Origin of the sequence: Nonomuraea sp. NPDC050394 (assembly GCF_044459065.1) — a bacterium.
Classification (GTDB): Bacteria; Actinomycetota; Actinomycetes; order Streptosporangiales; family Streptosporangiaceae; genus Nonomuraea.
The window spans coordinates 1-19,852 of record NZ_JBITIO010000021.1 but is presented as its reverse complement, the minus strand read 5'-3'; the positions used below and the strand labels follow the sequence as shown (position 1 = coordinate 19,852).

General features: G+C 70.6%; 17 protein-coding genes. 10 read left to right on the top strand and 7 right to left on the bottom strand.

All coding sequences use genetic code 11. From position 1 onward, the window contains the following. Positions 1-25 precede the first annotated feature (25 nt). From ACIBKY_RS48380 to ACIBKY_RS48355, 6 genes are all read right to left on the bottom strand, one after another. On the bottom strand, positions 26-976 hold the full coding sequence (locus tag ACIBKY_RS48380; protein ID WP_397108274.1) for an MBL fold metallo-hydrolase: 951 nt from the start codon (positions 974-976) through the stop codon (positions 26-28). A 395-nt stretch (positions 977-1,371) separates the two neighbouring features. After that, positions 1,372-2,487 carry a steroid 3-ketoacyl-CoA thiolase gene (locus tag ACIBKY_RS48375; RefSeq protein ID WP_397108272.1) on the bottom strand — a complete coding sequence of 372 codons (1,116 nt, stop codon included), beginning with the start codon at positions 2,485-2,487 and terminating at the stop codon, positions 1,372-1,374. A 241-nt stretch (positions 2,488-2,728) separates the two neighbouring features. After that, a complete protein-coding gene (locus ACIBKY_RS48370) occupies positions 2,729-3,700 on the bottom strand; it encodes a sigma-70 family RNA polymerase sigma factor (RefSeq protein WP_397108270.1) in 972 nt (323 codons plus the stop codon). Between the two features lie 286 nt (positions 3,701-3,986). Next, positions 3,987-4,919 (bottom strand): NADP-dependent oxidoreductase, encoded by a 933-nt coding sequence (locus ACIBKY_RS48365; protein ID WP_397108488.1) that lies wholly within the window; start codon positions 4,917-4,919, stop codon positions 3,987-3,989. A gap of 164 nt (positions 4,920-5,083) precedes the next feature. Beyond that, positions 5,084-5,599 carry a TetR/AcrR family transcriptional regulator gene (locus tag ACIBKY_RS48360; protein WP_397108268.1) on the bottom strand — a complete coding sequence of 172 codons (516 nt, stop codon included), beginning with the start codon at positions 5,597-5,599 and terminating at the stop codon, positions 5,084-5,086. Positions 5,600-5,973: 374 nt separating this feature from the next. Beyond that, positions 5,974-6,537: a TetR family transcriptional regulator gene (locus ACIBKY_RS48355; RefSeq protein WP_379612114.1), complete on the bottom strand. Its 564-nt coding sequence runs from the start codon at positions 6,535-6,537 to the stop codon at positions 5,974-5,976. A gap of 268 nt (positions 6,538-6,805) precedes the next feature. Here ACIBKY_RS48355 and ACIBKY_RS48350 point away from each other — a divergent pair, with 268 nt between their 5' ends. The 6 genes from ACIBKY_RS48350 to ACIBKY_RS48325 all read left to right on the top strand — a co-directional run bounded on the left by ACIBKY_RS48350 (position 6,806) and on the right by ACIBKY_RS48325 (position 13,442). Continuing rightward, on the top strand, positions 6,806-8,395 hold the full coding sequence (locus ACIBKY_RS48350; protein ID WP_397108266.1) for an AMP-binding protein: 1,590 nt from the start codon (positions 6,806-6,808) through the stop codon (positions 8,393-8,395). Beyond that, positions 8,395-9,351 carry an acyl-CoA dehydrogenase family protein gene (locus ACIBKY_RS48345; protein ID WP_397108264.1) on the top strand — a complete coding sequence of 319 codons (957 nt, stop codon included), beginning with the start codon at positions 8,395-8,397 and terminating at the stop codon, positions 9,349-9,351. The genes ACIBKY_RS48350 and ACIBKY_RS48345 overlap by 1 nt, the downstream gene beginning before the upstream one ends. Further along, positions 9,351-10,505 (top strand): acyl-CoA dehydrogenase family protein, encoded by a 1,155-nt coding sequence (locus ACIBKY_RS48340; RefSeq protein ID WP_397108262.1) that lies wholly within the window; start codon positions 9,351-9,353, stop codon positions 10,503-10,505. The genes ACIBKY_RS48345 and ACIBKY_RS48340 overlap by 1 nt, the downstream gene beginning before the upstream one ends. Then, on the top strand, positions 10,502-11,392 hold the full coding sequence (locus tag ACIBKY_RS48335) for a bifunctional MaoC family dehydratase N-terminal/OB-fold nucleic acid binding domain-containing protein (protein ID WP_397108260.1): 891 nt from the start codon (positions 10,502-10,504) through the stop codon (positions 11,390-11,392). The genes ACIBKY_RS48340 and ACIBKY_RS48335 overlap by 4 nt, the downstream gene beginning before the upstream one ends. Continuing rightward, entirely contained in the window at positions 11,389-11,799 is a 411-nt protein-coding gene (locus ACIBKY_RS48330) for a MaoC/PaaZ C-terminal domain-containing protein (protein WP_397108258.1), read from the top strand. Before ACIBKY_RS48335 ends, ACIBKY_RS48330 begins: the two co-directional genes overlap by 4 nt. A 485-nt stretch (positions 11,800-12,284) precedes the next feature. Next, the gene (locus tag ACIBKY_RS48325) at positions 12,285-13,442 is read left to right on the top strand and encodes a lipid-transfer protein (RefSeq protein ID WP_397108256.1); all 1,158 of its coding nucleotides are present in this window, start codon (positions 12,285-12,287) and stop codon (positions 13,440-13,442) included. A gap of 368 nt (positions 13,443-13,810) precedes the next feature. Here ACIBKY_RS48325 and ACIBKY_RS48320 read toward each other — a convergent pair whose 3' ends face one another. Beyond that, the gene (locus ACIBKY_RS48320) at positions 13,811-16,063 is read right to left on the bottom strand and encodes a hypothetical protein (RefSeq protein ID WP_397108254.1); all 2,253 of its coding nucleotides are present in this window, start codon (positions 16,061-16,063) and stop codon (positions 13,811-13,813) included. Positions 16,064-16,325: 262 nt separating this feature from the next. Between ACIBKY_RS48320 and ACIBKY_RS48315 the strand changes: the two genes are divergently transcribed. From ACIBKY_RS48315 to ACIBKY_RS48300, 4 genes are read left to right on the top strand one after another with little or no spacing between them, the layout of a single operon-like run. After that, positions 16,326-17,387 carry an ABC transporter ATP-binding protein gene (locus tag ACIBKY_RS48315; protein WP_397108253.1) on the top strand — a complete coding sequence of 354 codons (1,062 nt, stop codon included), beginning with the start codon at positions 16,326-16,328 and terminating at the stop codon, positions 17,385-17,387. Continuing rightward, on the top strand, positions 17,380-18,054 hold the full coding sequence (locus ACIBKY_RS48310; RefSeq protein ID WP_184972667.1) for an ABC transporter permease: 675 nt from the start codon (positions 17,380-17,382) through the stop codon (positions 18,052-18,054). The genes ACIBKY_RS48315 and ACIBKY_RS48310 overlap by 8 nt, the downstream gene beginning before the upstream one ends. Next, positions 18,051-18,716, top strand: coding sequence for an ABC transporter permease (locus ACIBKY_RS48305; RefSeq protein ID WP_379612103.1), 666 nt, complete (start codon positions 18,051-18,053; stop codon positions 18,714-18,716). Before ACIBKY_RS48310 ends, ACIBKY_RS48305 begins: the two co-directional genes overlap by 4 nt. 37 nt (positions 18,717-18,753) lie before the next feature. Next, positions 18,754-19,686 carry an ABC transporter substrate-binding protein gene (locus ACIBKY_RS48300; protein ID WP_397108250.1) on the top strand — a complete coding sequence of 311 codons (933 nt, stop codon included), beginning with the start codon at positions 18,754-18,756 and terminating at the stop codon, positions 19,684-19,686. Positions 19,687-19,852 lie beyond the last annotated feature (166 nt).

Genomic DNA, 19,852 nt, shown 5'->3' with positions numbered 1-19,852 from the left:
GCTTCTCTCCCTAGACATCGGATGTCTACGAGTCTAGGGCCTGGAAGCGTACGGGATCGACCCCGGACACGCGGCGGATCTCGCCGCGTGCCTCCAGGGTGCGAAGGTGGGCGGCGGCTTCTCCGGCCGCCAGTCCTCGGAGCATAGGGGACAGGTCATCCCATGCTCGGTTCCACGTCATCATCGCGGCGATCTCCCAGATGGTCAGCGGCTCGCCCATGCTGGTCAGCAGTGTGGCGAGCGTGTGGAGTCTCTCCTCGTGATGGTGGCGGATCTGGGCGGCGCGTGCCGCCACATCCGGAAATATCCACTCATGGGCGGGTAGGGCGGTGAGGGGGCCCTGCTCGGCCACCTTCTCCAGAGACTTCAGGAAATCGCCGAGCGGGTCCACGTCGACGCGGTCGTAGGGATAGATGCCGACGTGCGGGGTGATGTCCGGCAGCACGTGGTCGCCCGTGAACAGCCGGTCCTCCAGCCGCAGGCACAGATGTCCAGGTGTGTGACCCGGGGTGTGAATCGCCCGCAGCTCACGGCCCGGCACGTCCACGATGTCCCCGTCACGAAGCGTCCGGTCCGGCTGCGCGGGCGGCACCGGCCGCTCGGCCACCGGCACGCTCACATCCAGTCCCTCGGCGCCGGCCCGCCGGAGCATCTCGGTCTGGAAGTCCCGGTGCTCGTCGTCGGCCAGGCCCCGCATGAGCGTGACGATGGCCGCGTCCGCCTCGTGCATCGCGATCCACGCCCCGGACACCTCCCGCACCTGCCCCGCCAGCCCCGCGTGATCGGGATGGAAGTGCGTGACCACGACCCCGTACACGTCGGCCACGTCGATCCCCAGCGCCGCGAACCCGCCGCTCAGCGCCTCCCAGGCGTCCGGATGATTCCACCCCGCGTCTATGAGCACCGGCCCACGCGGCGACTCGATCGCGTAGACCAGCGTGTAGCCGAGCGGATTGCCGGGAATCGGCACCGGCACACTCCACACCCCGCCACCCAGATCCTGCGGCTTCTGACTGCTGTACGGCTGCCGCCGCGTCCTCCCCCGCGCCCGCTCTGCCTTCGGCGCCTGCGGTGTCTGCGGTGCCCGCGGTGTCCGCCCGCTCGGCCGGCCATCGCGTCGCGTCATGACACGAGGCGGCTCATCGCGCCGCGCCGCCACCGAGGGCTGTTCCGCACGTCGCGTGTTCCCGCCCGGCAAGTCGTCGCGGCGTGTCGTGTTTCCGCCCGGTGGGTCGTCGCCGCGTGTCGTGTTTCCGCTCGGCAGGTCGTCGGGCCGCATGGCTGCCGGAAGCTGCTTCTCGCGTTGCGAGCTCTCGCTCGGCTCGTCGTCGGGTGGTGCGGTTACCGGAGGCCGGCCGTCGGGTCGGGTTGTCACGTGAGGCGCTCGAGAACGGTGGCCGTGGCCAGGGCGCCGCCGGCGCACATACTGACCAGGGCGGTGGCCGAGTCGGAGCGTTCGAGCTCGTGCAGGGCCGTGGTGATCAGCCGGGCGCCGGTCGCGCCCACCGGATGGCCCAGCGCGATGGCGCCGCCGTTGACGTTGACCCGGTCGAAGTCGGGCTCGTGCACGCTCGCCCAGGACAGGACGACCGCGGCGAACGCCTCGTTCACCTCGAACCTCTCGATGTCGCTCATCGCCATCCCCGTCCTGGCCAGCACCCTCGCCGTGGCGTCCACCGGCCCATCCAGGTGATAGTACGGCTCCGCCCCGACCAGCGTCTGGGCCAGGATTCTGGCGCGGGGACGCATGCCGTACCTCTGAGCTGCCTTCTCGCTCATCAGCAGGACGGCGGCGGCGCCGTCGGAGATCTGCGACGACGTGCCCGCGGTGTGTAGCGCTCCGGGCACGACCGGCTTCAGCTTGGCCAGGCCGTCTGCGGTGGTCTCGCGTAAGCCCTGGTCCTTGGTGACGCCGTGGACGGGCACGATCTCCCTGTCGAACCGGCCGTCTGCCCACGCCTTGGCCGCGAGCTGCTGAGACCGGGCGCCGAACCAGTCGAGCCGTTCCCGGGTCAGGCTCCGCCGGGTGGCGATCCGCTCGGCCGCGGTGAACTGATCGGGCAGATCGATCAACCAGTCGTCGGGACGCGGGCGCGCGGGCTGGACGTTGCTGCCCAGCGGCGCCCTGCTCATCACCTCGACCCCGCACGCCACGCCCACCTCGATGACGCCCGCCTGGATCAACGCCGCCACCAGGTGAACCGCCTGCTGCGAAGACCCGCACTGCGCGTCGATCGTGGTCACGCCGGTCTGGTGCGGCAGCCCCGCGTAGAGCCAGGAGTAGCGGCCCACGTGCCCGCCCTGCTCGCCCGCCTGGGTGACGCACCCGGCGAAGACCTGCTCGACGGTGGCCGGGTCGATGCCCGACCGTTCGACGAGGCCGGTCAGCGCTGCGGCTAGAACTTGTTGCGGCTTGAGCTCGGCCAGCCAGCCGTTGCGCTTGCCGATGGGAGTCCTTACGGCTTCTACGATCACAGGTGTGCCCACAGCGCCTCCAGAACGATGCTCTGGAGGCGAATGTAACGCGTTCTAGTTTCGACCCGCAATGCACCCGGCCCTGCGATCACCCAGTCGCCGGCGCGTGTCCACCACCCTTTGACCGGCGGGGCACCACCTACCTGCCCTTCGGTCGCGGACGGTCGGTCCGGCCGACGCCCCCGACAGGTCGTGTCGCAGCGCGCACCCGGCTGCCCCGTGCCCTGGGGGCCTCGGGGCTGCTGACGTGGGGTCAGGCGGGCAGGGTGGTGGGAAGGCCGAAGATGCCGAAGAGCTTGAGGTCGAAGAACTGGCACACGTGGGTGACCCCGGCCGTCGACAGAGTGAGCACCGGGAGGCCGAAGGCGTGGTAGAGGCCGTCCTCGCCCAGCAGGTACATGCCGAACGCCGGCTGCCCGTTGGCCTGGCAGGGCACCAGCTTGAGGTCGCCGGGCCGCTTGGCCGGGCAGTGGGTGGCGATGAGCCGCCCGATGTTCTCCGCGCCCTGGTACCACCCGGGGAACGGCGGCATCTCGAAGACCGCGTCCTCGGTGAACAGCTTGACGATCGCGTCCACGTCGTAGCTCTCGAAGGCCTGCATGTAGCGGTCGAGCAGCTCGCGTTGCTCCCGCTCGTCAGGCTCGCCCATCTGGTCCTCGGCCGGTGAGACCTCGGCCAACTGTGCCCGCGCGCGCTGCAGGCTGCTGTTGACCGCGGCGGTGGACGTGTCGAGCAGGTCGGCCACCTCGGCCGCCCGCCACTGAAGCACGTCACGCAGGATGAGCACCGCCCGCTGCCGAGCCGGCAAGTACTGCAGAGCCGCCACGAGGGCCAGCCGTATGCTCTCCCGCGAGGTGACCACGGTCGCCGGATCCCGCCCGTCCGCCCCGACGGCCTCGTCGGGAACGGGCTCCAGCCACTCCAGCTCCATCGTCTCGCCCAGCGGCCCCTCACCCCGGGCACTCGGCGCCCCGAGCCCGGTGGGCATCGGCCGCCTGCCCTGCTTGTCGAGCGCGGTCAGGCAGCGCGTGGTGGCGATCTTGTAGAGCCAGGTGCGTACGGAGGAGCGGCCCTCGAACTTGTCGTAGGCCCGCCAGGCCCGAACGTAGGTCTCCTGGACGGTGTCCTCGGCATCGTGAACCGAGCCGAGCATGCGATAGCAGTGTGCGAGCAGCTCCCGCCGCAATGGGTCGGCCAGCTGAGCGAAGTCATCGCTGACTGTCATGTTCCCTGTTTAGCGGATGCGTGTGACAAAAAGCTGTCGGCATGGCGATGAGCTGTGAACCTGCCCGAGGTCTACACCTGTGGCCGCACCGGATGGTGAGCCTTTCAAGGCTTTCGATCGGCGGCCGCAGGACGGGCGGGTCCGGGCTCGGGCTCGTCCTTCTGGCGCGTGCAGCGGCAGGAACGAGGGGCCCTGCCCTGCACGCGCCCTAACCCGCCCCACGCGCACGCGCTCGACAGCCGCCGTGGGGCCCTTCCTGCGCGGGCCAGAGCCCCAGGTGGTGGGGCTAGGGGGTGAGGATGATTTTGCCGGTGGTGTGGCCGGTTTCACCGAGTTCGTGGGCCTTGGCGGCCTCTTCCAGTGGGAGGACCGCGGCGATCTCGGCGCGCAGGCGGCCCGCCGTCGCCAGGGCGGCGATGGCCTTCATGGCGGCGAGGTCCGGTTCCACCAGCATCGCGGCCGTTCGGATGCCGCGTGCCGACGCCTCCTCGGCGAGGGCGGGGTCGAGCTTGGACAGGACCAAGGAGACGATCGTGCCGCCCTCGCGCAGGGTGCGCAGGGAGCGGGAGCCGTAGTCGCCGCCCATGGTGTCGAGGACCATGTCCACGTCCCGGACCACGTTGGCGAAGTCGGTGTTCCGGTAGTCGACGAGTTCGTCGGCACCCAGGCGGCGGAGGAAGTCGTGCTTGGCGGCGCTGGCCGTACCGATGACGAAGGCGCCGCGCGCCTTGGCGATCTGCACGGCGAGGTGACCCACCCCGCCCGCCGCGGCGTGCACGAGCACCCGCTGGCCGCCCCGGACGCCCGCGGTGTCCACCAGCGCCTGCCACGCCGTGAGCGCCGCGAGGGGCAGCGCGCCTGCCTGAATGTGGTCGATCTCTGAGGGTTTGCGGGCAAAGGTACGGGCTGGCGCGGTCACATACTCGGCATAGGCGCCGTGTGCCTGCGGGTACCGGAGCATGCCGAACACTTCGTCGCCCGGCTGGTACAGCGTGGTCCCCGGCCCCACCGCCTCGACCACGCCGGAGACGTCCCAGCCCAGGGTGAAGGGCGGGGCGCCGATCAGCCCGCCGTTGGCGCGGTGCTTCCAGTCGGTGGGGTTCACACCTGCCGCCCGCACCCGCACCAGCACCTCGGTCGGCCCCGGCTCCGGCCTGGCGACCTCGGTCACCCTGAGGACGTCCGGACCACCGAGTACATCCTGCGTGACCGCCCGCATCATCATTCCGCCAGTCTCGCAGGTACGAATCACCCGTCGTCGGCCGGTCGTGCGTCGGCGGCCTCGCGGGGACCGGCGGCCTTACGGTGGCCGGTGGCCTTGCGGGGACAGATGGCCTTGCGGGGACAGATGGCCTTGCGGGGCCGGTGGCCCGCCATGTGTGGTCAGTCGCTGTCGGCCAGGAGGAGCTGGGCGCCGCGGAGGAGTTCGGAGCGGAGTTCGGCGTCGGGGATCGGCATGGACAGGACCATCGGGTCGGCCACGGCGGCGAGGGCCTGGGCGGCGCGGATGCTGCGGCGGCGGGTCGGCGCGGGGCCCGCCAGGAGGCCGTTGGCCCGGTCCATCCAGGTGACGACGCGGGTCGCCAGGTGTTCTTCCTCGGAGTAGACGGTGGTGTCGCGCAGGAGCAGCGTGAGCACGCGCCGATGGCCGACCATCGTGTCGACGCATCGTTCCAGGAAGGTCTCCGGGTGTTCGAGGGCGGCGTCGAGGTTGTCGAGGAAGGGATCCAGGAGCTGCTGGATGATCTCCGACTTGGAGCGGAAATAGTGGTAGAGGGTGGGTTTGGTCAGCCCAACCTGTTCGGCGATCTCGCGCATGGAGGTGGTCCGGTAGCCGCGTGCGGTGAACAGCTCCAGGGCTGCCGCCAGGATCCGTCCCTTGGTGTCACTCTGGATCACCAACCCACCCTACCGCCCGGTCGGTAGCCTCCTGTCCGCGAGGACATCCCGCCGGGCTTCCGGGGCCCCTCCTGGCAACTGCTGTGTCGCATGCCCGGCGGAGGGGTTCTGCGCGCTGTGGCTGGTCAAGGGGGGCCGTTGCGGTGGGGACCACGTGCGACGTGAGAAGCGATCCCCACGATCGGCGCGCGCCCACGACGGCGGGTGGTGGTGGGGCGGCTTGCCGTAACGGAAAAGCGGCCCGCAACGACCGAGCGGCGAGGACGTCAGGGGGCCTGTAGCGACCGAGCGGCGAGGACGTCAGGGGGGTGGCCTGTAGCGACCGGGCGGCGAGGACGTCAGGGGCGGCCCGCAGCGACCGGGCGGCGAGGGCGTCAGAGGTCGGACACCAGGCGGGCGGCGGCTATTTCGATGCGGCGTTGGATCTGGTCGTAGGTGCGGCGGCCGCGCAGCATTTCGAGGAGTTCGTGGACCCACACGCTCGACAGCGACCCCGCCAGCGCCAGTTGCTCCTCGCTCGCCTCGTCGCGCGTCAGCCCGCCCGCCGACACCCTCAGGATCAGGCCGGTCATGCGGTCGCCGAACGGCGTCTCCACCTCGGCCATGATCAGCGATCGGATCAGCGCGTCGGCCAGTTCGGGCTCGCGCATGAGGCCGCGGGTGGCGCGCATCAGGACGTCGACCGCGCGGCCGGCGGGGGTGCCGGCGCTGGGCGGGCGGCGTTCGATGCTGTTTTCCAGCAGGTCGATCTCTTCGCCCACGACCGCCACGACGAGGTCCATCTTCGAGGGGAAGTATCGGTACAGCGTCCCCAGGGCCACACCGGCGCGTTCCGCGACGGTGCGCATCTGCATGGCCTCGACGCCGCCTCGGGAGGCGAGGGCGGCGGCGGCCTGGACGATGCGCTTGCGGCGCTGGTGCTGGCTGCGGGTGCGCACGCCGGACCCACCGGCGCTCGGAAGGGGGGCCTCGGGGTCGGGAGGTGGCGCTGCGACTGTCGCAGGCGGGGTGCGCATAAGAACACGTTATCTGATTTCTCCGTAACTCGGCTTGTTACTCGCGAGTCACAAAGAAGGGGCATAGCCGCATGTCCATCCGGTTATGAGGAAAAGTCGTGTTTCGTGGACGGAGGCGGTTGCTGGACAGATATTAGAATCTGTTCTAGTTTTGCGGACAGTTGGTGACCGAGCGCTTGGTGGAGGCCGGATGACCGCGGACACGTTCGCCGCCCTGCTCGCGGCCCGCGCCGACGACGACCGGCCGTCGCTCCACTATGCCGACCGGGTCTGGTCGTGGCGGGAGCAGGTCGCGCTCTGCCGTACCTATGCGGGGTGGTTGCGCGGGGCCGGTCATGTGGGCGTGTTGCTGGACAACGTGCCGGAAATGGTCTTTCTGGTCGGCGCGGCGGCGCTGGGCGGGCCGGTGGTGGTCGCGCTCAACCCCACGCGGTCGCCGGTCGAGCTGGTTCGCGACGCGCGGGCCGCCGACGTCGAGCTCATCGTGTACGACGGCGTCCACGCCGAGGCGGCGCGAGCGATCTCCGGGGACCTGGGCATCCGGCGGATCTCCCTGGACGAACTCCAGGCGACCCACGACCGTGAGCCCGCGCCCCCCGGCGACCTGGTCATGCTCGTCTTCACCTCCGGCACCTCGTCGGGCCGCCCAAGAGCGGTGCGGATCACCCAGCGCAAACTCGCCGTCCCCGGCCTGTCACTGGCCCGCATGCTCACCCGCGACGACGTCGTCTACTGCTCGATGCCCCTCTTCCACTCCGGCGCGATCATGGCTGCGTATGCTCCGGCCGTCGCCTCGGGGGCCGCGCTGGTGCTCAGGAAGCGCTTCTCGGCCTCCGGCGTCCTTCCCGATGTCCGGAAATATGGCTGCACGTATCTGCACTACGTCGGCAAGGCCCTCTCCTATGTCCTGGCCACCCCGGAGCGCTCCGACGACGCCGACAACCCGCTCAAGCTCGCCTTCGGGAACGAGGGCAGCGCCACCGCGACCCGCCGCTTCGGGGAGCGGTTCGGGTGCTTCGTCATCGACGCGTTCGGGTCCACCGAGACCGCGGTCTCTATCACGCCGGATCCGTCGGGGCCGCCCGGATGCCTGGGCCGCCTGCCCGACGGCGTCGAGATCCGCGACCCGGCGACCGGCGAGCGCTGTCCGCCCGCAGTCGTCGAGGGCGGCCGTCTGCTGAACGCCGAGGAAGCCGTCGGGGAACTGGTCAACGTCCGGGGGCTCGGGCTGTTCGACGGCTACTACAACGACCCGGAGGCCGACGCCGAGCGGATCAGGGAAGGCGCCTTCTGGTCGGGTGACCTGGCCTATGCCGACAAGGAGGGGTACGTCTTCTTCGCCGGCCGGGGCACGGAACGCCTGCGCGTGGACGGGGAGAACCTCGCCGTCGCCCCCATCGAGGCGGTGGTCCGCGAGGCGCCGGGGATCGTGGAGGCGGCCGTCTACCCGGTTCCCGACGCGGCCGCCGGTGACCAGGTGATGCTGGCCCTGGTGCCGGACGGGCGGTTCGAGGTGGCGGCCTTCGCGGAGTTTCTGGGCGCGCGTGCCGACCTCGGGGCGAAGGCCGTACCGCGATATATCCGGATCTGTCGGGAACTGCCGCAGACCCCCTCCCACAAGGTACTCAAGCGCGTCCTCGCCCGGCAGGCCTGGCACGGCGCCACCGACCCCGTGTACCTCCGGACGGCGACCGGCTACCGGCCGCTGACCGGCGACGACGTCGTGGAGATCGAGACCGAGTTCGCCCGCTTCGGGCGGCAGCACTTATTGGAGAGCTAGTGGACTTCGCATTGGACGAAACGCAGCGGGAGCTGCGCGAACTTGCCGCGGACCTGCTCGCCAAGCAGGCCGGCGAGGACCAGCTCAGGGAGGCCGGCCTGCTCGGCGTCTGCCTGCCGGAGGACGTGGGCGGCGCGGGCCTCGGCGGCGTCGAGATGGCCGTCGTGCTGCGCGAGGTGGGCGCGCGCGAGCTGCCGGCCCTGCCCGTCCTGGTCAGCTCACTGGCGATCAGCCGGTACGGCTCGCGCGAGCAGCAGGCCCGCCTCGGCCAGGCCAGGGTGAGCACGGTCGCGCTGAAGGAGGCGGGCAGGGCGCTGGCCGACCCGCCGCAGACGCGGGCCCACTACTCCGGCGGCTGGACGCTGACCGGCCGCAAGTGCGCGGTGCCGTACGGGGCGGTGGCGGACGTGGCGCTGGTCTCGGCGGCGGAGGGGCTGTTCCTGGCCCGTCCCGGCCAGGTGGTGCCGGAGTTCGCCTCGACCGGTGAGCCGCTGGCCACGCTGGTCTTCGACCGGACCCCGGCGGAGAAGGTCGCCGACGACGCCGACGGCGTCCGCCTGATCTACACGGCCGCGGTCGCCGCGCAGGCGAGCGGCGTCCTGGCGGGCGCGCTTGAGCTGACCACCGAGTACATCAAGACCAGGAAGCAGTTCGGCCGCGCGCTGGCGGAGTTCCAGGCGGTGACGATGCAGATCGCCGACGTCTACGTGGCCTCGCGGGCGCTGGACGTGGCGATGTGGTCGGCCGTCTGGGGGTTGGAGGCCAGGGACGTCGCGGTGGCCGCGTACCACGTGAGCGAGGCCTTCCGCGCGCTGTTCACCTGCCAGCACCTGCACGGCGGCCTCGGCCTGGACGTGACCTACCCCCTGCACAAGAGCTTCGCGCACGCCAAGCACCTGTCCCACCTGCTCGGTGGCGCCGACGCCCAGCTCGACCTGATCGGAGCGCTCGCCTGATGCTGATCGACCTCACCACCGAGCAGAAGCGGCTGCGGGAGGAGCTGCGCGAGTACTTCCGCGCCTGCCTCACCGGCGACGACCGCAAGAAGATCGCCGAGGACCCGTTCGGCGAGGCGTACATGGAGCATTGCCGCCGCCTCGGGCGCGACGGCAAGCTGGGGCTCGGCTGGCCCAAGGAGTACGGCGGCGCCGGCTTCGGGCCACTCGAACAGCAGATCTTCGCCAACGAGATCGCGCGGGCCGCGGTGCCGTACCCGATCATCACGGTGCAGACGGTCGGGCCGACGCTGATGCAGTACGGCACGCCCGAGCAGAAGGAGTTCTTCCTGCCGCGCATCCTGGCGGGGGAGTGTCACTTCGCGATCGGCTACAGCGAGCCGGAGGCGGGCACGGACCTCGCTTCGCTGCGGACGACCGCGGTGCTCGACGGCGACCACTATGTCGTGAACGGGCAGAAGGTGTTCACCTCCGGCGCCCACTACGCGCAGTACATCTGGCTGGCGGCGCGGACGAACCCCGGGGCCAAGAAGCACAAGGGCATCACCATGATGATCGCCGGGACGGACGACCCCGGCTTCTCCTGGACACCGATCGTCACCATGGACGGCCGCCACCACACGAACGCCACCTACTACCAGGACGTCCGCGTACCGGTGGACATGGTCGTGGGCGAAGTGGACAAAGGCTGGGACCTCATCGTCAACCAGCTCAACCATGAGCGGGTCACGCTCGGCCCGGCGGGCAACCTCGGCCAGACCTACGACAGGTTCCTGGCCTGGGCCCGCAGGACGGGCAACGACGGGCATCCCGACGTACGCCGCGCGCTGGGTCGCGTCTACGCCTACTTCCGCACCAACGAGCTGCTGAACTGGCAGGTCGCGGCCAACATGGACCTCGGCTGGCTGGGCGCGCCCGACGCGTCGGCCACCAAGATCTACGGTTCTGAGCGCATGCAGGAGATCGGCCGGATCGTGGGCGACATCCTGGCGCGGTTCGGCGACCCGGCCGACCCGGAGACGGCCGAACTGCTCGACCGGCTGGACCACGGCGTGAAGGGTGCCGTGGTGCTGACGTTCGGCGGCGGGGTGAACGAGGTGCAGCGGGAGCTGATCGCCATGCTCGGCCTGAGCCTGCCGAGGCCGCCGCGATGACCGATCTGCACGAGATGGCGCGCAGGCAGGTGGCCATGGGCGAGCTGCGCGGCCTGCCCGCGGCCGATCCGGTCAACGAACCGATGATCCGGCACTGGCTCGACGCCATGGGCGACCAGAACCCGCTTTATCTCGACAAAGGGGTGGCGCCTCCTGCCATGGCGCAGGTGTGGACCATGGGCGGGGTGCGGCGCGACGTACGGGACCGCTCGCCGGTGGACGACATGCTGGCCGAGCTGAACGCCCAGGGGTACACGGGGGTGGTGGCGACCAACTGCGAGCAGACCTACCACCGGTACGCCCGGCTGGGCGACGTGCTGACTCCGGCCACCCGCTTTTCCGGACTTACCGGGCCTAAGACGACCGCCCTCGGAGAAGGATATTTCGCCACCTGGAATGTCACCTGGTACGACCAGTTCGACGAGCCGGTGGCGGAGATGCTCTTCCGGGTCCTGAAATTTCGCCCGCGGGTTAAGGAAAGGCGTCAGCCGTACCCGCTGAAACCTGCCGTCAACCGGGACACCCAGTTCTTCTGGGACGGCGTGAAACTCGGCGAACTGCGCGTCCAAAGCTGCGCCGACTGCGGCGAACTACGCCATCCACCAGGCCCGATCTGCCCCGCCTGCCGCTCGGCGAACCGCGGCCACGTCGTCGCGCGCGGCGAGGGAACCGTCTACAGCTACGTCGTCCACCACAACCCGCCCGTGCCCGGACGCGAAACCCCGTTTGTGGTGGCGGTGGTGGAACTTCCGGAAGGCGTAAGGATTGTGGGGAACATAGTGGACTGTCCCGTGGACGCGGTGGGTATCGGTATGACGGTGCGGGCAACGTTTCGCGCAATGGATGACGAACTGATCCTTCCGATGTGGACGCCACAGGAGTCATGATGCGGACGTTGACCGGAGAGCAGATCGAAATCGGCATGGTTCTGCCAGAACTGTCCATCAGCATCACGCCCACCCTCGTGGTCTCGACCGCGATCGCCACCATGGACTTCACCCCGGTCCACCACGACGTCGAGATCGCCCGCGCGCAGGGCTCGCAGGACATCTTCCTCAACATCCTGACCACGATGGGGCTGGTCGAACGGTATGTCACCGACTGGGCGGGCCCCGAGGCGGTGATCCGCCGGATCAACGTGAAGCTCGGAGTGCCTGCCTACGCGGGGGACCTGCTGGCGTTCACGGGGGCGGTGATCGCGCGTAAGGGCGAGGAGTTCACCGTCGAGGTCCGCGGCAAGGTCTCCCTCGGCAGCCACGCGACCGGTTCGGTGGTCCTCTCGCTCCCGTCGTGACCCTCTTGTCCCCACGTTCCGCCCTTCAAGGTCACGGGCTTTTGGAGTTACGGCACAGCCACCCCCACGCCACCCGCCGACGTGGGCGGGCCCAGGTCGGGGGGATCGCTTCTCACGTCGGACGTGGTCCCCACCGCAACGGCCCCCTTTACCCACAACCGCGGCCCATCGACGACCGGCCACACCCCCGACGACCGGCCGCACCCCTGACCAACGGCCACACTCCTGACCCACGACCGCACTTCTGACCCACGACCGCACCCCTGACCCACGGCCACATCCCTAGCTGACGACCGCCCCCCTATCCAACGGCCACAGCCACAGCCACAGCCGGCCGCCTGCTTGTCAGGCTCCCTCCGCAAGGTCCTCTGGCCACCTTCCACTCGGCCGTTTCCCCGCTGGCCGCTCCGTGGTTTCTGGCCAGATCTGTCCGTCCGCTGTCGACCCGCTGGCCGGGATGTTGTGAATACCTGAAGGGTTTCCGTATGAAAGCCGCCATCGCCGGGATCGGTGCCACCGAGTTCAGCAAGGATTCCGGGCGTTCGGAGCTGCAACTGGCCGCCGAGGCCGTTTTCGCCGCGCTCGACGACGCCGGGCTCTTGCCCGGGGACGTCGACGGCCTGGTGACCTACACCCAGGACACCAACCAGGAGATCGCCGTCGCACGCGAGGTCGGGATCGGTGACCTGACCTTCTTCTCGCGTGTTCACTACGGCGGTGGCGCCGCTTGTGGCACGGTGATGCACGCCGCGATGGCCGTGCGGACCGGCATGGCCCGTACCGTCGTCTGCTACCGGGCCTTCAACGAACGATCCGGCCGCCGCTTCGGCCAGCCCGATGCCCGGCTCGGCGGGGAGCCTTCGTCGCAGGGGCTGGAGATGAGCTGGCACGTGCCGTACGGGCTGATGACGCCCGCGGCCTGGGTGGCCATGTTCGCGCGGCGGTACATGCACGTCTACGGCGTGACGTCGGAGGACTTCGGCCGCGTCGCCGTCGCGATGCGGCGGCACGCGGCCACCAACCCGGCGGCGTGGTTCCACGGGCGGCCGATCACGCTGGCCGACCATCAGGCGTCGAAGTGGATCGTGGAGCCGTTGCACCTGCTCGACTGCTGCCAGGAGAGCGACGGCGCGGTGGCGCTGGTCGTCACCTCGGAGGACCGGGCCAGGGACCTGCGCCGTTCCCCCGCGGTGATCACGGCCGCCGCTCAGGGGGCGGGCGCCGGGCAGATGATGATGACCAGCTACTACCGCGACGACATGACCGGCCTTCCCGAGATGTCCGTCGTCGGCCGCAAACTCTGGGAAATTTCCGGCATGGGGCCCGCTGACATGCAGACCGCGATCCTCTACGACCACTTCACGCCGTTCGTGCTGACACAGCTTGAGGAGCTGGGCTTCTGCGGTCGTGGCGAGGCGGCCGGGTACGTCGCGGACGGCGGCATCGAACTGGACGGCCGCCTGCCGGTCAACCCGCACGGAGGGCAGTTGGGTGAGGCGTACATTCATGGCATGAACGGCATCGCCGAAGCCGTCCGCCAGGTAAGGGGCACCTCGGTCAACCAGGTCAGGGACGTGTCGAACGTCCTGGTCACAGCCGGCACCGGCGTCCCGACCAGCGGCCTCATCCTCTCCTCCCCCTGACCCCCACCCCCGCCGACGCGCGGCCGGCCCAGCTCCCGCCGGGCCCGGTCGACCGGACGGGGGAGGGGCCGGCTCGGCGATGCCATGGGAGTCCCGGGGCCGGATCCGGACAGGCCGATCGAGGTGCCGCCGTCCGGTCGGGCCCCGTCGAAAGCCGAGCATCAGTGCGCGGGCGGAGCGAGCCGGACACCGAGCATCGGAGCCCGGCCGCGTCCGGGAGCCACGCACCGGTGCGGCCAGGGAGAGGCGGGCCGGAGGTCCGACCAGAGAGGCTGACACGGGTACTTGGCCAGGCAGAGGCGGGCACAGGGTGCTCGGTCAGGTGGAGGCGGGCACAGGGTGCTCGGTCAGGTGGGGGCGGGGCGTGGTTATGGGGAGCCGATTACCGGGACTGCGAAGAACACCAGCATGGCGATCAGCACGCAGATCAGGAAGCCCGCCACCTCCCACGCCCAGTCGCGGTGCTTACGCTGCTTGCGCTTCCTCGCCTGCTTCTTGGCCGCCGGGCCGGTGCGCGACGGCTTTCGCTGGCCGGTGGGCTGCTTGGCGCCCATGTTCTGCCGGGAGGCCGCGAGCCGGGGCCTGCCCTGTACGCGGCCGTCGCCTCCTGGCGCCTTCCGGCCGTCCAGCGGGTCGCGGCCGTCCAGCGGGTCGCGGTCGGCCCGTGTCGGGCGGTCGGTCCGTGTCGGGCGGTCGCCCGGTGCCCAGGAGAACTCGGGCGTCGGCTCAGGAGAGGTGGCCGGGTCGGAGACCCAAGGGGCACTCGGGACGCCGGAGCCTTCGTCGGGCTGGTCCAGCCGGGCGGGGTCGCTGGCGGCCAGGATGTCTGAGGGCATGGGGAGCCGGTAGACGGGCTCGTTGGCCGGGCGGCGGGCCCGGGTGAATGGCTGGAATGCGGAGAACGCCTCTCCCGCGCCCCTGCCCTTGTCCGGCCCCTGGGGGTCGTCCGTGGTCCCGGCGTCCGGCCTTCGAGTCCCGGCATCCGGCTTTCGGATCCCGGCGTCCGGCCTTCGGCTGGTCTCCGGGACGTCGGGAGCTGGTGGCCGGCCGGGAGGCGGGGTGTCTGTTCGGGAGCTGTGGACCAGTACGTCTCCGGGGGAGGGCAGGTCCAGCGGCGGCATGATGTCGGTGGGCGGGTCGTCCAGTATGTCCGCGGGTACCGGAGCCGACAGCAGGAACCCGGTCCTCGGCGGCAGCCCGTCCCGGACCCTGGGCCTGGGCGGCAGACCCGCACGCCAGCCCGGCTCCTCCCCATCGGCGCCGGACGGCTCCTCTTGGGCGGAGGCGCCGGTGAAGGGGGCGAAGGGGTCCCGCTCGGAGGTGAACGCGTCGGACGGAGGCGCCCCGGCCGAGGGGTCGCGGGTGGGCGCCGCGGTGAACGGGCCGCGCACGGGGGTTTCGCCCCGCGGGTCCTGCCTGGGGCTCCTGGCCAGCGGCGTCCCCGCCGGCGGGTCGCTGACCGGATACGCGGTGAAGGGCCGGGCGGGCGATCCGGCCTGCGGGTTTGGAGCGGGCGAGCCGCCCGGCAGATCACGAGCGGGGGACACGCCCGGCAGGTCACGGGCGAAGGACGCGCCAGGCAGGTCGCGGGCAGCGGACGCGCCCGGCAGGTCACGGGCAGGGAACACGCCCGGCAGGTCACGGGCGAAGGACGCGCCCGGTAGGTCGCGGGCCGAGGACACGCCCGGCTGATCGCGGGGGGAAGGTCCGTCCAGCACATCGCCGGTGGGAGAAGGGCCCCACCTGTCGCCGGCGGGAGAGGAGTCCCACCTGCCGAGGGTGGGGGAGCCGGTCGGCCGGTCGCGGGGGGAAGTGGTGCCCAGCAACGGCGGGGGGCCGGTCAGGGGGTCGCGGAGGCGGGGCATGGGAGCCGTGGTGGCCTCGTGGTCGGCGCGGCCCGCCGGGGGAGTGAGGAGTTCCGTGGGGAAGATGCCCGTCGCCGTCCTGGGGTCTGTTTCGGCGAGCGGCTGCGGCCAGCGGGGCGGCGCGGGCCACAGGGGCTTGACGAAGAGGGGGGCGGCGCCGGCCGTACGGGATCCTGCGACGTGCACGCGCAGGACGGCGGCCGGGGCGGGCCACGGCAGGCGGCAGAGGATGTCGCGCAGCGGCGCGACCGACAGGGCGCCGTAGACGTCGGCGACGGAGGCGGGGACGCGCGCGCCCGTGGAGGCCAGTGCGGTGGAGAGCGTCTGGCGGAAGCGGTGCGCGGCGCTGATGGCCAGCTCTTCCGCCGTGTCGGGGGCGACGTCGAGTACCCAGGCGAGTTCGGTCGTGGTCAGGCCGCAGACCTCGCACAGGAGGAGGACCTCGCGCTGGTGGGGGCGGAGCTCGCGCAGGGTCCGTTCGACCAGGGCGGAGGCGGGGTCGACCAGCGGGTCGACGACGGGGGGCGCGTAGACGATGTCACGCCGGTGGATCTCGCGGCGGGCGAGGGCGTAGAGGGCGGCGCGCGGCGGCGCTTGGGCGGGCACGCTGGAGAGCACGGCGACCAGCGCGTACCCGGCGGAGGCTGGGTCGCCGAGCTGGTCCGCGCAGTACGCGAACAGCCCGGTGGCGTGACGGTCGTAGAGCTCGGCGATCAGGTCGTTGCGGGAGCGCTGATCGGTGAGCGGTTGAGTCACTGGGCCGGATCCTCTGATGGAAAACGGACGCTGGGGGTGAGGGGTGCGGCGTCGGAGTTTGTGCTGGCAATCATGCCAACTCCTACAGGTGTTGCGCACTATGAGAACGTCATTTGATATGAATCCTCCCAGGTCGGTGAAGCGTTTAAGCACAGGCCGATGGGACAGAAGCACCTTCATCGCCGTAGTCTGAGGGGCGCAAGAGATCATGCGGCGGACGTGGCAGGGGGGCTACGGTCTCGCCACGAACGGAAGGTCACGCGTGATCACGTTCGACTCTGTCACCAAACGCTATCCAGACGGAACGGTCGCCGTGGACAACCTCAGCCTTGAGGCTCCCACGGGCCAGATCACCGTGTTCGTCGGGCCGTCGGGGTGCGGCAAGACCACCTCACTGCGGATGATCAACCGCATGATCGACGCGTCGGACGGGCAGATCCTGCTGGACGGCACCGCCGTACAGACGATCGACCCGCCGACACTGCGCCGGGGGATCGGCTACGTCATCCAGCAGGCCGGGCTCTTCCCGCACCGGAAGATCGTCGACAACGTCGCCACGGTGCCGTTCCTGCTCGGCTGGGACAAGAAGAAGGCCCGCGACCGGGCCATGGAGCTGCTGGAGGTCGTCGGGCTCGACCCGGCGATGGCCCAGCGCTACCCGTTCCAGCTGTCCGGAGGCCAGCAACAGCGCGTCGGGGTGGCCAGGGCGCTGGCCGCCGACCCGCCGGTGCTGCTCATGGACGAGCCGTTCAGCGCGGTCGACCCGATCGTGCGTACGAGCCTGCAGGACGAGCTGCTCAAGCTGCAGTCCGAGCTGAACAAGACCATCGTCTTCGTCACCCACGACATCGACGAGGCCATCAAGCTCGGCGACCGCGTGGCCGTGCTGCGCGTGGGCGGGCGGCTGGCGCAACTGGCCGATCCCAAGACGCTGCTGTCGGAGCCCGCCGACGAGTTCGTGCGCGAGTTCCTGGGGCACGACCGGGGGATCCGGCGCCTGCAGTTCATCTCGGCGGCGGGGCTACGGCTGCGCACCGACCTGACCGTCCCCGAGGACGAGTTCCCCGCGGACTCCGAGGAGCCCTGGCTGCTCATCGTCACCCCGGACGGCCGGCCCGTGGCCTGGGTCACGCCCCGGCGGCCGGAGGAGCGGGAGCCGTACGGGACGTTCCTGCACGGCAAGGACAACATGCGGTCGGCTCTCGACGCGGCGCTGCTGTCGCCTTCGGGCTGCGCGGTGGCTGTGGACGAGGACGGGAAGGTGGTCGGCGTGGCCACCCGCGAGGCCCTCGACGAGGCGCTCGCGGAGGCGGCCGATGTCTGACGGTCCGCCAACACTCTGGGAGTGGTTCGCCCGCAACTGGGACACCGGGCGGGTCGGCAGCATCAGCAACCTGCTCAGCGACCACCTGGTGATGTCGCTGGTGCCGATCGTGGCGGCGCTCGTGCTGTCGCTGCCGCTCGGGCTGGCGTGCGTGCGCTTCCGCTGGCTGTACCAGCCCACGTCCGGGCTGATGAACATCCTCTACGCGCTGCCGTCGCTGCCGATCTTCATGCTGCTGATCTCGGTGACCGGGCTGTCGCAGACCACGGTGATCATCCCGCTGACGTTCTACGCCATGGCCGTGCTGATCCCGTCGGTGGTCGACGGGCTGGGCGCGGTGCCCGACCACGTCCGTCAGTCGGCCGTGGCCATGGGCTTCACGCCGGTACGCCGGCTGGTCCAGGTCGAGCTGCCGATCGCCACCCCGGTCGTGCTGGCGGGCCTGCGGGTCGTCGCGGTCTCCAGCATCTCGCTGGTCAGTGTCGGCGCGCTGATCGGCCAGGGCGGGCTCGGGATGCTGTTCACCCGGGCCTACCAGAACCCGTTCCTGCCGCCGGTCATCGTCGGCATCGTGGGCATCGTGCTGCTGGCGCTGGTCGCCGACGGGCTGCTGGTGCTGGCGCAGCGGCTGCTGACGCCGTGGGTGCGGGCGAGGAGGGCGTCGTGAACTGGCTGACGGACTTCTTCGGCAACCCCGAGAACTGGACGGGGCCCGGCGGCATCCCCATGCGGCTGCTGGAGCACCTGGAGTACTCGGTGCTGGCCCTCGTGCTCGCGGTGCTGATCGCGATCCCGCTCGGCCTGCTGATCGGGCACACGGGCAAGGGCGGGGTGATCGTCGTGATCTCCGCCAACCTGGCCAGGGCGCTGCCGACGCTGGGCATGCTCGTGCTGTTCGTGCTGCTGCTGGGCACCGCCTCGATCCTGCCGGTGATCATTCCGCTGGTGCTGCTGTCGATCCCGCCGATCCTGGTCAACACGTTCGAAGGCATCCGGGGTGTGGATCCTGAGTTGCGCGACGCCGCGTACGGGATGGGTCTGCGCGGCGGGCAGGTGCTCGGACGGGTGCTGGTCCCGGTGGCGCTGCCGCTGATCCTGCTGGGCCTGCGGCTGTCGGCCATCCAGGTGGTGGCCACCACGACCGTCGCCGCGTACGTGGGCCTGGGCGGGCTCGGGCGCTTCGTCATCGACGGATTCGCCACCAAGGAGTATGCGAGCGTGGTCGGTGGTTCTGTACTGATTGTGCTGTTTGCTCTGGTGGTGCAGCTGGCGTTCACCCTCGTCCAGCGGGTGAGCGTCTCTCCGGGGGTTAGTCAGAGAGTTCGCTAGTCTCCTACTCAACCCCCCGCTAAGAAGGGAAATATTGATGAAACGCATCTTCAGCACCGCTGCGATGCTGCTGTCGGCCGGACTCGCGCTGGCCGCCTGCGGATCCTCCGGCTCGGGAGGCAACCCGCTCGACACCACCAGCGCCCAGCCCAGCGGTGCCGCCAGCAGCGCGCCCGCCGGCGGCGGCAAGGCCATCATCGGCTCGTTCGACTTCGACGAGAGCGTCCTGCTCGGCTCCATCTACGCCCAGGCGCTTGAGGCCAAGGGCGTCCAGGTCGAGGAGAAGCCGCGCATCGGCAGCCGTGAGGTCGTGTACGACCAGGTCAAGGCCGGCGGCCTGACCATCGTGCCCGAGTACAACGGCAACCTGCTGGCCTTCATCGACCCCAAGACCACGGCCGGCACCACCGCCGACGTGGACACGGCGCTGAAGGAGAAGCTGCCCGACACGCTGGAGATCCTCACCTCCTCGCCCGCCGAGGACAAGGACAGCCTGTCGGTCTCCGAGGCGTCGGCGGCCAAGGACTCCCTGAAGTCGATCGAGGACCTGGCCAAGGTGTCGAAGACCATGGTCGTCGGCGGCCCGCCGGAGTTCAAGAAGCGCTGGGAGGCCCGCTTCAAGGAGGTCTACGGCCTGGAGTTCAAGGAGTGGAAGCCCACCGGCCCCACCACCGCCGACGCCATCAAGGACGGCACGATCCAGGTCGGCAACGTCTTCACCACCGACCCCAAGATCATCGCCAACAAGCTGGTCCCGCTCGCGGACCCGAAGAACATCTTCCCCGCCCAGAACGTCACCCCGCTGGTCTACAAGGCGGGCACGAACGACACCATCAAGACCACGCTCGACGCGGTCTCGGCCAAGCTCAGCACGCAGTCGCTGATCGAGATGATGACGAAGATCTCCGTCAACAAGGACGAGCCGGCCACCGTGGCCAAGGAGTGGCTGTCGGCCAACGGGTTCGGCTGAGCTTGAGCGAGTTCACCGAGGCGATGGCCCAACTGGCCGCCGGCGTGGGGGGGGGGGGGCGCCCGGGGGGGCCCCCCCCCCCCGGGGGGCCGGGGCCCCCCCCCCCCCGGGGGGGGGCGCGCCCCCCCCCCCGGGGGGGGGGGGGGGCCCCCGCCCCCGCCGCCCC